Here is a 14026-nt window from a genome sequence, read left to right on the forward strand (position 1 = left end):
CACTCACAACAACTGAATCAACTGATCTAAATCAGTATGGCGAACTTGAGCGGTCAAGGATATACGCAGCCTAGAACTATGCTGCGGCACAGTCGGTGGTCGTACAGGCATAATATAAAAGCCTGCTTGTTGCAAAGCTTTCGCCTTCTCCACCGTTTTGCTCGAATCACCGATGATCACAGGGACAATTTGAGACGTTGAAGGACAAGCAAAACCTTTGGCCTGAACTGCTTGCTGTAGGCGCTGACTGATACTGTGTAAATGCTGACGTGGATTATTTAACTGCAAGACTTGTTGCAAGATAAAGTTACTCCATGCCATGCAGATCGGCGGTTGTGCCGTACTAAAAATCAGTGGGCGCATAGTATTGATGAGATAGTCTCGAATTACAGGATGACAAATCAGATAACCACCAATTGAAGCCATAGCCTTACCCAAAGCACCAACTAAAAAGTCGATCTCATCAATCACTTGGTATTGCTCGGCACAACCCAAACCTTGCTCACCACGCACACCAATACCATGTGCTTCATCGACATAGAGCATGACTTTTTCAAACTGTTTTTTGATGCGGACCAGTTCAGCCAAATCGGTTTCATCACCATCCATACTAAAAATGGACTCGGTCACCACAATGATTCGCTCAAAAGCATCATCGGCATGATACTTCTGCAAAAGTTGGGTTAAATGCGCCAAGTCATTATGACGATAACGTACCAACTTCGCTGTCGATAAACGAATACCATCAATCATGCTGGCATGGATTAATTTATCAGCCAGAATTAAGGTTTTACTGTCCGCTAATGCAGGTAAAATACCAATATTCATGTGATAGCCGCTGTTGAATACCAAAGCAGCTCGACCATGAAAAGCCTGACTTAAGCTAGCCTCAAACTGTTCATATTCAGGAAAATTACCCGTCAATAAACGTGAAGAAGCTGAACTCATCCAGCGCTGAGCATTCGGTGTTTCATCGAAAAACTGCTCTCGTAATTCAATATTTGCAGCCAATCCTAGATAATCATTCGATGCCAAATTCAACATCTCATGATCATGGATTCGAATCATCCGCCCCTGCTGCACATTGGATGTAAACTGACGTAAATTGCCTTGCTGTTTAAGCACATCCAGTTGTGCTGCAAAATGCTCTATATGCTTCATACAACAGACTCCTGCATCTGTACGACTACTTCAACCAGTTGCTCAAGCAAGGTTTTGAGTTCCTGTGGGGTAATCACATAAGGGGGCATCACATAAACCAGTTTTCCAAATGGTCGCACCCAAATACCACGGCGGACAAACTCCTGTTGTAAGGTCTTCATATCCACATTAAACGTCAGCTCAACCACACCAATAGCACCCAATACACGAACCTCGTGTACATATTCAAGTGACTGCAACGGGGTCAAAGCGGTACGAAGTTGTGTTTCGATGCGTTGAATATTGCTTTGCCAATCTTGTGAGATGAGGAGTTCTGTACTTTTCGCTGCCACCGCACACGCCAAGGGATTGGCCATAAACGTTGGGCCGTGCATAAACACACCCGCTTCGCCTCGACTGATGGTTTCAGCAATATGCTTTGTGGTTAAGGTTGCAGACAAAGTCATATAGCCGCCTGTTAAACCTTTACCCATACACATAATGTCAGGTTCGACCTGTGCATGCTCCCAAGCAAAGAGTTTCCCCGTACGCCCAAAACCCGTCGCAATTTCATCAAAAATCAGTAAAACACCATATTTTTCACAGAGCAATTTGGCCTGTCGTAAGTACTCAGGATGATAAAAACGCATCCCTCCTGCACCCTGAACAATCGGCTCAATAATCAGCGCGGCGATACTTTCATGCTGTGCAGCTAAGGTGTTTTCAAGCTCACGAACGTCATCCTGATTCCATGCTGCATCAAAAGCAACTTGCGGTGCAGGAACAAAAATACGGTTGGGTAAGCTTGAGCCAAAAATTTGATGCATCCCTGTGACAGGGTCACAGACCGACATCGCATTCCATGTATCACCGTGGTAGCCCGAACGCGGGGTGACAAAATTGGTTTTGCCTTGTTTCCCAAGCGACGTCCAATACTGAACTGCCATCTTTAACGCCACTTCAACTGCAACAGAACCTGAGTCTGCATAGAAAATTTTATCTAAACTTGGCGGGGTAATTTGCAACAGTAATTTGCCCAGTTGAATGGCGGGATCATGACTAAAACCACCAAACATAATATGCGACATGTTTTGCAGTTGATCTGTCACGGCCTGATTCAGTTCAGGATGATTATAGCCATGTATGGTACACCACCACGAAGACATGCCATCAATCAACTGACGACCATCCTCTAGTTCAATGGTTGAACCGAAGGCTTTTTTGACTTTAAAGGTGGGAAGCGGATTGGTCATCGAAGTATAAGGGTGCCAAATATGTTCTCGATCAAATGCTAAGTCATCCAACTCAGCATCCAGTTTGGCATTGATCTTAGTCATCCTTAACTCCATATCGACTACAGTTACAGCAAAATTTCATTTTGACTGATCTTAAACCTGCGCGCATCAAAAAGAAATTGCGATATTCGCCACTCAGCAAGTTGTTTAATCCATTTTTTGTAAATATTGGCAGATTTGGTCAGTTACTTCATCGGCATGAAAAACTGGAAGCCCATGTGAACCACTTAAAAGCATCACATCTAAAAAATTTGCACCTAAAGCTTTTAAATTATCCATGACTTTGTAGCTAACTAAAAAATCTTGTTTAGCCAACAGATGGAGTTGATGTCCCGTATATTTTTGTAAGATCTCAACCGTATTTAAATACTCTAAACAATTTAATCCCTGTTTTAACAGATCTAAAGACTGAGGCTGAAGCAAACTTTGCAACTGCAAAAAATCTTGCTTGGTGGTTGCCGTCCCTTGGCACACCATAAATCCAAATTTCTTTAATGTTGCAATCGCGTCTGCTTCGAAGGATTGTTTAAAACTTTGAAATGTCGCTGGACTCATTGCAGTTTGCCAATTTTCATACGCCACAAAGCACGGATTTGAAGCCAAAGTGATTAATACTTTTTGCTGTTGATACTGCTTTTCCACAGCCTCAACCAATAAAGTCGCCAGTTGCCCTCCCAAAGACCAACCGATCAAGACATCAAAGTCTTTGGCTTGTTCAGCATGTTGCTGCAACACCTGTGCGTCCAATCCATTAAAAATATTGATCAGCTCAACCGTATGCCCTTGGTGTTGCAAAGCATGAGCCAAAGGTTGTAGTAACTTGGTCCCACCACCCCAGCCTGTGATGAGTAAAATACGTTGATTCAATGCCGACTCTAAAACTGTAAATTTCAAACAGTATGAAACCTCAGACTCCATTGCAAAGCAAGCCTTTTGAATAAGCACTAAATCGAGCTGAAGAAGTTCAGAGTTGGATCTGAGAATATCAGCCCTTTAGCGCCTTAAAATTTGCTAAGATCAAGTCAATACTTTTCAAGACAGCCTACATCATGAAAATAATGCAAATGGCAACGATTAGCTTAATTTCGCTGGGTAGTTTCTGTGCCATCAGTAATGCCACTTATGCAGCACCGGCTTTTTCAAGCGCTTCATCAGAGCAAAAGCAGTGGGTGGGTAAGCCAGCTCCGAGTTTTAAGTTACAAGATCAAAATGCCAAATGGCATGAGCTCAAACAATATCAAGGCAAGTGGGTCGTTCTCTATTTTTATCCGAAGGATGACTCACCAGGTTGCACACAAGAAGCCAATCAGTTCAAAGCACTCTACCCACAATTTAGCAAAAATAATGCCGTGGTTTTAGGCGTAAGTCTGGATGATGTACAGTCACATCAAAAATTTTCGAAAAAGTTAGGGCTGAATTTCCCTATTTTGGCTGATAACAATCATCAACTGGCCAATCAGCTCGGCATCGTACGGAACTTAGGTATCGCTAAAATTGCGAAACGTGAAACCTTTCTGATCGACCCACAAGGTACGGTGGTCTATCACTACAGTAGTGTGAATACCCAAACCCATGCGGGACAAGTATTGGCAGATATTCAAAAGTTCTCTAAAAAATAACCCCTACAAAAAAGCCTTCGAACATTGATTCGAAGGCTTTTTGATTTCTTACCATATAAATGCAACTGCCATCTTTACATAAAATGGCTCGCATCTCTTACATTTGCGACTGAATATAGTTTTGTAGACCAATCAACTCGATTAAACGTAATTGTTTTTCTAACCAATAAGTATGGTCTTCTTCGGTATCTGACATTTGTTGACGTAACATGTCACGGGTAATGTAATCAGCCTTTTCTTCACACAATTTTACGCCTTGCGCTAATTTTTCACGTACATGATATTCGAGCTTTAAATCGGCTTTTAAGCATGAAACCACATCTTCACCAATTTCAACATCATCGCGTTGCATATTCGGTGTGCCTTCCAAAAACAAAACCCGGCGAATAATCGCATCCGCATGTTGTGCTTCTTCTTGCATTTCATGATCAATACGTTCAAAGATTTTGCTTAAGCCCCAATCTTCATACATACGTGAATGAATCAGATATTGATCGCGTGCAGCCAATTCTCCACCGATCAACATATTTAAGTAGTCTACGACTTCAGGATTGCCACGCATTTCAAAATCTCCAATCTTTAATGCAACCATTATGGACACATTTAATTCACTTTGCAAAATTTAAATTATGTAAGTTTATGATTTTTATAAAATTAAAATGAGAAACATACGCATTTGCAGTATGAATTATCAAAATAATAGTTATAAAATAAGCCTTTGCAAAACTTCATCCCTTTTGCAAAGGCTTTTTCAGCTTAAATAGCCCTCTGCTTTATTTTGTAACCATTAAAAATGCTTCTTATTTCAACCACCAAACACATTGAAAAAGACTCACTTGGATGAAGCAACAGACCAAATTGAACCTACTTCTGCGGACTGTACACGCGCTTGTGCTTGACGATAAAACCGTAAAAATAGCCCCGCAAAAAGAATGGAAAATACATCAATCCACCATAAATAGGAAAAAGATGACCATAAACCAATCTCGGGCAACAGCAAAGCAAGCATTGAGGTTAAAGGCAACAGCAATAAAGTCACTGCAATAAAGAGTAACAATGTAGGCAAAGCCCTTGCAGCACCAAGTACAAAACTAAGAATGAGGCTAAAGATAAAAATTGCATAATAGATATACATAAACCATGCATTGATGCTGTGTAGTTCAGGACTGAGGACATAAGCCCAACGCCCAATCAACATACTCATAAAAATGCCAAGGACTGTTCCTAAACATGACCCTATGGTTAAGTTTGCAATGAATTGCACATCCTTGCGCTGTGCAGGTAGTGCTAAATTCGGATTTTTTTGTCGCTTTACACGCGATTCAATCCATAGAATATTGCCTGAATAAAATAAAAATGCCCCGCCCATCCCCAAGGCCAAATACAACCACCGAGTAAAATCTCCGCCATAGTTGCCAAAGTGCAAACTGAACATAGATCGAATCAGTTGATCTAGAGCTGAACTCTGGGTATTTAAATTGACCGTACTATAAGGTGCGGGCTGATAAGGATTGAAAAACATCACATCGAAGTTGTCACCGCGTAACATCTGGTCAGGGCTGTATAAACTCACACGGGCGGATGCCTTCGCGGGCTGGTCGAGATTATTAAAACTTACAGACGAAACCTCATAGCCCTGTGCTTGTTGCTGTACCTGCAAGAGTATTTTTTCAACATCCAATGGAGGGACTGGTTCTACAATCTGCACCGCAGCAGGACGCTCAAACAATGGTTTGCCTTTTGCGACCAGTTGCCCTAAACCATCATAAAAGAGATCATGAAATGCAAAAACAATCACCGTTACACTAATCAAAATATGAAATGGTAAACTGGTAATGCCAATCACATTGTGTGCATCAAGCCAAAAGCGTTTTTTGTTCTTGCCTTGCCGTATCGCAAAATAGTCTTTGACCAACGTTGGCAAGAGGACAATCAAACCTGTCATCAGCGCTAAAAAATATAAGACAGATACCACACCCATGACATAAACACCGAGCGTATGGTGCCCAAGCATGCCCGGAATGCCTGCTGTTTCATGTAGTTGTTCAATCAACCAACCCAGTTTGGATAGGTTTTCCTGTTCAACCTGTAAACTGCCATCTGGTTTCAGTGTCGCCAACATTGCACTTTGATCGGTATCAAAGTCATGATCATCATGCACTTGACTTTGCGCAGGTTGCCACTGGATCGGGGCATGATGAAACTCTTTAGAGTTTAAATTGATCTGAAAGCTTTTTTGCGCTTCAGGATAGCGCTGCTGCACCTGGGATACCAAGTCATTATACTGATGCAATTCAACCGTATGTAAACTTTGTTGTGGTGGTGTTGCCCACTTACTCAAATCATGCTGGAACATACTTAGCCCACCTGCAAAAAAGCAGATGAACAAGAGAATACCCGCGCAAATCCCGACCCATGTATGCAACTCTTTGGCAAGTCGGAGAATATCTGTACGTACCTTCATACCCTATTCTCCTCTAAGCCAAAACACGAGTGCGTAAGCCACTACATTGAAAAACATATAAATTACAATAGACTGCCAACCACGTGGAATAAAATAGGCCACGAAAAAGAGTGGTAACCAAATCCACGGAATCGACCACATCCCTAACTGCGGCGCAAGGCCACGATGCTCAGATTGAAGTCCCCACATCGTGATTAATGCAGCTAAAGCGAAAGCTAGACTAAGTCCAAGAACTGCACCCGCAAAGCTTTTCGTCCACCAGTCAGGTTGTATCTTTTGATCGCGTAGCAACGTCATGCGTCAAAGCCCCATGTAATAAAGGAAGAAATGGTAGTGCTGACCACAACACCAATGGAATCAGTAACCACATCAACACTGCTACCAGTTTTGGTAATACCGACAGTAAAAGAACCAATGCCAAAACAAGACCTATAAGCCCGACCCAGCGGTACTTTTTCGCCACAGCCTGCTTGAGTACAGTTTGATTAGCATGGGTCAAATACAGCAGGACACAACCACTACAGCACAGGAGTAAACCGAGAAATTTAATCATTGCTTTCAACTTAAATGAGGCAGCATTCAGACATAAAAAAGCCCACTGCATCGCAATGGGCTAATCTCAAAAATTAGAAATCGAAAGTGACACCAAGTTTATAGGTACGACCAGCACCTAAAATGGCATAGTTACTACCAAAGACTCCTGACCAATATTTTTCATCGGTTAAGTTATTTACATTGGCTCTAAATGTTGTATTTACACCACCAATTTTTGTCGCATATTTAGCCCCCAAATCCAAAATCGTGTAATCAGGCAACTCTAAACTATTATCCGTATTTAAGTATTGTTCACTCACATAAGATGCACGAGCATTTACACTCAAACCGTCAACGACAGGAATTTTATAGTCCATACCCAAACCAGCAGTAAAATCAGGTGTACCAATTACAGTATTACCTACTTGAGATGCTGTCCCCGATTTAACATATTCAGCATCAATATAAGCTAAGTTCGCCATCAAACTTAAATCTTCTGTTAGCTGTCCCGCTGTTGAAAACTCGATACCACGAGACCGTGTCTCAGCATCATCTTTAACAGCCTTAGTTACAGTGTCCTGATAAACCTCAGGCTTTTCAATTTGGTAAAGCGCTAAAGTATTGAGCCAAGAACCCACTTGGTATTTAGTCCCTAGTTCATATTGCTTGGTTTGATAAGGGGCTAATGTCTCCCCCTTATTTGTTGCAGTTGGATAAGTCATATCTGAAACTGTTATCCCTTCAGATAGTCCTTCGACATAACTTGCATAGAAAGATAAATCTTCACCGAATGGTTTAACGACGAGACCTAAGCTTGGGGAAAGTTTATCTGATGAATATTTCGTCTTTTTATATAAATTTTTCGTGTCAATATCTTGGTACCGAGCACCTAAAATGACTTGTAATTTATCGTCTAACATCGACATTTGATCAGTTAATGTATAGCTGACATAGCGGTTATCGACATAAGGTACGATAGTTGGATATGACGTAGGCATTTGTTCAGATGCATCTACAATTGGGTTATATAGGTTAGTATCAAACGCATTTGATGTTGCTGCCGAATGCTGCCAATAATTGCGTGTCAGATAATCGGCGCGTAAGCCAAGTGTATGTTGGATAGCACCAGTATCAAACTTACCTTCTAGCCCAAGATTAGCCGCGACAGCATGTTCTTGATAACCCACCCGATAATATTGTGAACTGGCAGCACCTGTATTTGTGTTATTAACGATTAAACGTGTACCAAAGATATGTCCTGAATATTCTTTTTCGTTATAACCTACACCCGCAAATACTTTTAAATCAGGGCTAAGTTTATATTCGCCTGATACTCCTAAGTATTGACTACTTTGCTCACCGTGAATGTTTGGGAAGAAATTACTATCCCCACTCGGTGCATCCATTAATTTATATGGTGTAGTACATTGGGATGCCTTTAACTTAGGTGTACATGGAATAAATCCAACCATCGCAGGTGAACCATTATCACGCTTATCTCGTACCGCATAAGCGTCAAAGTTTAGTTTTAACTTATCCGTTGTATAGTCAAGTGCCACGACCCCTGTTGAATTTGTATCATCCATCCCATCAATGATATGTTCACCTTGCCCATAAGAGCCACCGACACGTACACCAAATTCCTTGTTATTACCTAAACGTCTTGCAACATCAAAGCCTGATTTATAGTAACCATCGTCTTCATAGCTTGCACTTACACGTGTCAGATCTTGATTAGCGCGCTTTGTTTGCGCCATGACCACACCACCAACACTCCCAGCTGGTGCCATGCCCGCCACTAAAGCATTAGGACCTTTAAGAACAGTGACTGAATCAATAATATCTGTTGGAATACGTCCAGTTGGCGCCATGCCATATAGACCATTAATATTGTAGTCTTCAAAACCTACAGAGAAACCACGGATCTGAATGTTTTCATTTAAATGACCTGAATTGGTCGTTTCACGAATACTCGGATCATTTTTAAGAACTTCAGAAACCGTCGCAGCTTGATTATCAGAAATTGTTTTTGCAGTATATGTCGTGACACTAAAAGGGGTATCAATGACAGACTTATTACCCAATGCGCCTAACTTAGCTTCTTTGGCTAACTTACCATCTGCATAGTTTTGTTGTTGTGCCTGCGCTTCTGATTTTAAGGCAGGTAAAATCGAAACCTCTTCCTCAGCAAAGGCAAGCTGAAAACAGCCACCTCCCATCATTAAAATACCAACAGAACTTGCAAGAATTTTTTTTGAAAAGGTTTTCATTTGAAACAACGCTTAAACTAAATGATAATGATTATTATATACACAATGTAAATAATTATTAATTGAATTTTCTCGTTTGACTTATTTATTTGATCTAAAATATAAATTTAGGATTTTTCAATAAACCCTATATATATTAAATTAAATTGAATGAACTATCGTAAAATAACGAATAAGTCAGTCATCAGTTCGGTACTGAAGCAAAGACTTTCCCTGCATTCACGTTTACACTAAGCCTATACTTAAAACAACAACGGTTGATCTATGACAAATTTAGCAACACAAGCGCCTGTACTGGTCACAGGTGCATCGGGTTATATTGCCAGTTGGGTGATTCAAAAATTATTAGCCCAAGGTTATACCGTTCATGCCACTGTACGTGACCTGAACAAAACCCAAAGCTTCGCACATTTATCTCAAATTGCAGAAAGCAGTGCAGGAACACTGAAACTATTTAAGGCCAATTTACTCGAACCCAATTCCTTTAAAGAAGCGATGCAAGGTTGTGAAATTGTCTTTCATATGGCCTCTCCTTTCGTCGTCACCAACTATAAAGATGCAGTGAAAGACATCATTGAACCTGCTGTTTTGGGTACAGAAAATGTCTTAAACACCGTCAATGAAACTGAGTCAGTTAAACGTGTCATTGTTACGTCGAGTATTGCATCGACCTATGGTGATGCGATTGATATTTTAAAAACGGACCATAATACTTTTGATGAAAGTCACTGGAACACCAGTAGTTCTGAGACCCATCAGCCTTATCCATATTCTAAAGTGATGGCTGAGCGTAAAGCTTGGGCAATGGCTGAGGCACAAGATCGTTGGCAGTTGGTCTGCATTAACCCTGCGTTGGTCTTTGGTCGTTCATTGACACCAAATACACAGTCAGGTTCGATTGAGGTCTTACAACAGTTTACCAATGGCTTGACTTTAGCAGGTGTCCCACCCATGTGGAATGGTGTGGTCGATGTTCAAGATGTTGCTGAAGCGCACTTACAAGCAGCATTCAACCCAAAAGCAACAGGTCGTTACATCGTCAGTGGTGGAACTTTAAGTCTGCTTGAAATCGGTCAATTGCTTAAAGCTCATTTTGGTTGGAAATTTCCATTTCCACGAAATGAACTGCCCAAAGCAGCCTTTAAGGTGATTGGTCCATTCATTGGCTTTAGCCGCGAGTTTGTTGAGTTAAATATGGGTTATCCGATTTATTTTGATGCGAACAAGAGCCAAAAAGAATTGGGTTTAAAATACCGAGATGTCAAAGAAAGTCTCGTTGAGCACTTTCAACAATTGCTCGATGATGGTGTAATCAAGCAATATATTCCTTGAAATAAATTACATGAATTTGACTTAAATATTCCTCCAGCTCATTGAAAAGCAATGATCTTGGCGGAGTCTTATCAAGTTCTCACCCCATTTCATCATTAGCCTGCAGCTGGCCCTACTTTTGTTTTGGCAAAAGTAGGCAAAACCATGCTCATCTGCAAAACCTGACCACTTTTTGATGTATCAGAAATATGTCGCAGAAACATTATCTTATTTACACCACGCAGGTTGCAGATGACGTTTTCGAGTATCATATTTCTGATTTAATCTGAGTCAACAATCTAAGCCTCTAACTGACCATAATCTTTCATTAGTTGAATAAACTCAGCTTCATTGATCACAGCAATCCCAAGCTTCTCCGCTTTATCCAGCTTTGAACCAGCTTTTTCACCTGCAACGACACACTTGGTTTTACTCGACACACTACCACTGACACGTGCACCTAGTGCTTGCAAGAGCTGTGTTGCTTCATCACGGCCCATCGTACTGAGTGTCCCTGTCACGACCCAACTTTCACCATTTAAAGGTTGGCGACTTGGTGTCACAGGCGCGTCCCAGTGAATACCTGCAGCCAATAATCGGTCCAAAACTTCAAGGTTATGCGGTGCTTGAAAAAAGTCGACAATCCACTCCGCCGTGATATCCCCCACATCTGGAGTTTTCTTTAAAGCTTCAATGTCTGCGACACGTAACGCATCTAAAGTTTGGAAAGTATTGGCCAACATACGCGCTGTGGTTTCACCTACCCCACGAATCCCCAGCGCATAAATAAATGCAGCCAAAGTCGTTTTCTTGCTATTTTCAATCGAATCAATCAAGTTCTGAACGGACTTCTCACCCATTTTTTCAATGGTTAATAGCTTTTCTCGGTGCTCATGTAGGTGATAAATATCAGCCACATCTTTAAGCAAATCAAGATGTAACAGTGATTCGACCCAACGATCTCCCAAACCTTCAATATCAAGCGCTTTCCGGGATACGAAGTGGCGAATTGCCTCGATACGCTGTGCAGCACAATACAAACCACCAGAGCAACGTGCTAAAGCTTCACCTTCGGGCATTACCACAGGCGATTCACACACGGGGCATTGGCTCGGGAGTTCAACTTCAGTGGCATCAACAGGGCGGAACTCAGGCCACACTTTTTCCACTTTGGGAATCACATCACCACTACGGTAAACACTGACAGTATCGCCAATTCGCACATCTAGGCGGTGAATTTCCCCAATATTATGCAAGGTGACATTTGAAACGGTAACACCACCCACAGCAACAGGATTCAACCGCGCCACAGGGGTCAATGTACCTGTACGGCCTACTTGCCAGTCAATATGTTCAACCGTGGTAAGCGCAGCCACCGCAGGGAATTTATATGCCGTTGCCCAACGCGGTTCTCGACTTAAAAAGCCTAGCTGTTGCTGTTGTTTAAGGCTGTTGACCTTAATCACCATGCCATCAATTTCCACACTCAATTGTGGTCGTTCCGCATTGATTTGCTCATAAACAGCTTGAACTTCTTGAATGCTATCGCAGACAAAATGACGCTCACCGACTGCAAAACCAAACTGTTGCAACCACTCTAGACTTTCCGACATGGTGCTTTGACCATGATTGGGTACACACTGCGCAATACCATAAGCATAAAATGCAAGTGGACGTGCAGCCGCAATGTTCGGGTCTAACTGACGTAGACTTCCCGCTGCGGCATTCCGTGGATTGGCAAAAGTCTTTTCACCTTTGGCTTCATTTTCTGCATTGAGCTTTTCAAAGCCAGCTTTAGGCATCAAAACTTCGCCACGAACTTCCAGTAGCGTAGGCACTTCACCCTGATCTGTGCTCAACACCTTGGGCAAGTTACGAATGGTTTTGACGTTTTGGGTAATGTCTTCCCCTGTCTCACCATCACCACGCGTCACCCCACGCACCAACACACCCTGTTCATACCACAGTGAAATGGCAAGACCATCAAACTTCAGTTCGACATCGTATTGAATCGTTTGATTCGGCAAACGTTCTTCTGCACGGCGTGCAAAGGCAAACAGTTCTTCTTGATTAAACACATTGCCTAAAGACAGCATCGGTACCACATGCGTCACGCTCGTAAACTTCGCCAAAGGTTTAGCACCGACTTTATTGATCGGGCTATCTGGCTGAATACACTCGGGGTATTGTTCTTCTAAAGCTTTCAATTGATGAAAAAGCTGATCATATTCACTGTCTAAAATGGTCGGCTGATCCATCACATAATAAGCATGATTATGCTGTGCCAAAATTTGGATCAGTTGACGCATTTGCGCAACGACAGTTGAAGTTTGAGTCATAATTTCACCATAAAAAAGGGCGGTCTTTGTTCCGCCCTAAAAATTGTATTTCTGCTGTGTATTATAGAAATCGTTACCGTTGCTTTCAATCAGATTAAGCGTCGATTGCCTGTCCAGCACGGTAATCAATCGCCAAGTGGCGCCAATGCTCACGCAGTTGAGGCGTGAACTCTTGATTATTTTGGTCATAAACCGTTCCATCTATTTCACGGGCAATCAAACGTGAAATACTGTCCATGGTGTCAAAGGCATTTTGGACATCACGGTGTGGTAAGGCCAAGAAAAAGGCCAAGCCTTTAATTGGATCGGTTGACAGATTTTCCAAGTCAAAACCATCCATACCTGTATCGGTAATTTGCAACACAGAGAACAGCAACTTGGTTCCATCTTCGTTATAACGATGGAAACAAGACATTTCGCCAAAACGCAAGCCATACTTCATTAAAACTTTTAAGGTTTTCTCACCAGACAACGCACGACGTTCAGGATAAACATTCAGGGCAATAAACGACTCTGCTGTGGCTAAGGCACTTTCATCATCGACAATTTTTTGCTCATACAAATGTGCATCTAAAATGCTACTTTCATCGTCAAACTCTGAAATTTCGGCTTTTTCGACGTTGGCATTTAAACTAAATTCAGCTTTATCGGCCTTCGCTTGGTCATCGACAAGTGCTGAGTTTGTACTTTCAGTCGTTGATTCTGTTGCAGTGTTTTCAGGAGTGGCTGAGTCTACTGCTTTATTTTCTATGTCAGCTGATGCCACTAAACTTGGTTCAGCATCAGTATTCTCTACTACACTATCTGCATCTAAAGCCTTTGGTTCAGCTTTTCCCGCTATTGTTGCATCGACTGGAGCATCACTTAAAATCGGCTCTTTACGCTCTGCAGGTTCCACGACCACCGTTTGCAGTTGGTCACGGACATGACGTGGAATAATCGGTTTTTGACTATCTTCATCAATATGCAAAGTCGAATCTAGCGATGGTGCGGCATCTGTCGGCTTTCGGAAAATCATTCTGATGCCAAGCAGCATAATAATCACTGCTATGAC

General features: G+C 41.9%; 12 protein-coding genes. 2 read left to right on the plus strand and 10 right to left on the minus strand.

The window, feature by feature from the left end:
* Positions 1-3: 3 nt before the first annotated feature.
* From B4F08_RS03310 to B4F08_RS03320, 3 genes are all read right to left on the minus strand, one after another.
* The gene (locus tag B4F08_RS03310; protein ID WP_291373145.1) at positions 4-1161 is read right to left on the minus strand and encodes an 8-amino-7-oxononanoate synthase; all 1158 of its coding nucleotides are present in this window, start codon (positions 1159-1161) and stop codon (positions 4-6) included.
* The gene (bioA, locus tag B4F08_RS03315; protein WP_291373147.1) at positions 1158-2477 is read right to left on the minus strand and encodes an adenosylmethionine--8-amino-7-oxononanoate transaminase; all 1320 of its coding nucleotides are present in this window, start codon (positions 2475-2477) and stop codon (positions 1158-1160) included. Before bioA ends, B4F08_RS03310 begins: the two co-directional genes overlap by 4 nt.
* Positions 2478-2582: 105 nt before the next feature.
* Positions 2583-3329 (minus strand): YqiA/YcfP family alpha/beta fold hydrolase, encoded by a 747-nt coding sequence (locus tag B4F08_RS03320; RefSeq protein ID WP_086208900.1) that lies wholly within the window; start codon positions 3327-3329, stop codon positions 2583-2585.
* Positions 3330-3484: 155 nt separating this feature from the next.
* Between B4F08_RS03320 and B4F08_RS03325 the strand changes: the two genes are divergently transcribed.
* Positions 3485-4054: a peroxiredoxin gene (locus B4F08_RS03325; RefSeq protein ID WP_086208739.1), complete on the plus strand. Its 570-nt coding sequence runs from the start codon at positions 3485-3487 to the stop codon at positions 4052-4054.
* 97 nt (positions 4055-4151) lie between these two features.
* On the opposite strand, the gene ftn is transcribed toward B4F08_RS03325, so the two are convergent.
* The 5 genes from ftn to B4F08_RS03350 all read right to left on the minus strand — a co-directional run bounded on the left by ftn (position 4152) and on the right by B4F08_RS03350 (position 9322).
* Positions 4152-4616, minus strand: coding sequence for a heteropolymeric bacterioferritin subunit Ftn (gene ftn, locus B4F08_RS03330; protein WP_086208901.1), 465 nt, complete (start codon positions 4614-4616; stop codon positions 4152-4154).
* A gap of 270 nt (positions 4617-4886) precedes the next feature.
* Entirely contained in the window at positions 4887-6518 is a 1632-nt protein-coding gene (locus tag B4F08_RS03335) for a PepSY-associated TM helix domain-containing protein (protein WP_291373150.1), read from the minus strand.
* 3 nt (positions 6519-6521) lie between these two features.
* A complete protein-coding gene (locus B4F08_RS03340; protein WP_086208741.1) occupies positions 6522-6815 on the minus strand; it encodes a hypothetical protein in 294 nt (97 codons plus the stop codon).
* Positions 6781-7071 (minus strand): hypothetical protein, encoded by a 291-nt coding sequence (locus B4F08_RS03345; RefSeq protein WP_291373152.1) that lies wholly within the window; start codon positions 7069-7071, stop codon positions 6781-6783. Before B4F08_RS03345 ends, B4F08_RS03340 begins: the two co-directional genes overlap by 35 nt.
* A gap of 73 nt (positions 7072-7144) precedes the next feature.
* On the minus strand, positions 7145-9322 hold the full coding sequence (locus tag B4F08_RS03350) for a TonB-dependent receptor (protein WP_291373154.1): 2178 nt from the start codon (positions 9320-9322) through the stop codon (positions 7145-7147).
* Positions 9323-9586: 264 nt separating this feature from the next.
* Here B4F08_RS03350 and B4F08_RS03355 point away from each other — a divergent pair, with 264 nt between their 5' ends.
* Positions 9587-10654, plus strand: coding sequence for an SDR family oxidoreductase (locus B4F08_RS03355; protein ID WP_086208743.1), 1068 nt, complete (start codon positions 9587-9589; stop codon positions 10652-10654).
* Between the two features lie 278 nt (positions 10655-10932).
* Here B4F08_RS03355 and ligA read toward each other — a convergent pair whose 3' ends face one another.
* Together ligA and B4F08_RS03365 are read right to left on the minus strand one after the other, a co-directional pair.
* Positions 10933-12972 carry an NAD-dependent DNA ligase LigA gene (gene ligA, locus B4F08_RS03360; RefSeq protein ID WP_291373157.1) on the minus strand — a complete coding sequence of 680 codons (2040 nt, stop codon included), beginning with the start codon at positions 12970-12972 and terminating at the stop codon, positions 10933-10935.
* Between the two features lie 94 nt (positions 12973-13066).
* The coding region (locus tag B4F08_RS03365) for a cell division protein ZipA C-terminal FtsZ-binding domain-containing protein (protein ID WP_291373159.1) at positions 13067-14026 on the minus strand (960 nt) is incomplete at its 5' end.

It is taken from the genome of Acinetobacter sp. UBA6720 (assembly GCF_002454215.1).
GTDB lineage: Bacteria > Pseudomonadota > Gammaproteobacteria > Pseudomonadales > Moraxellaceae > Acinetobacter.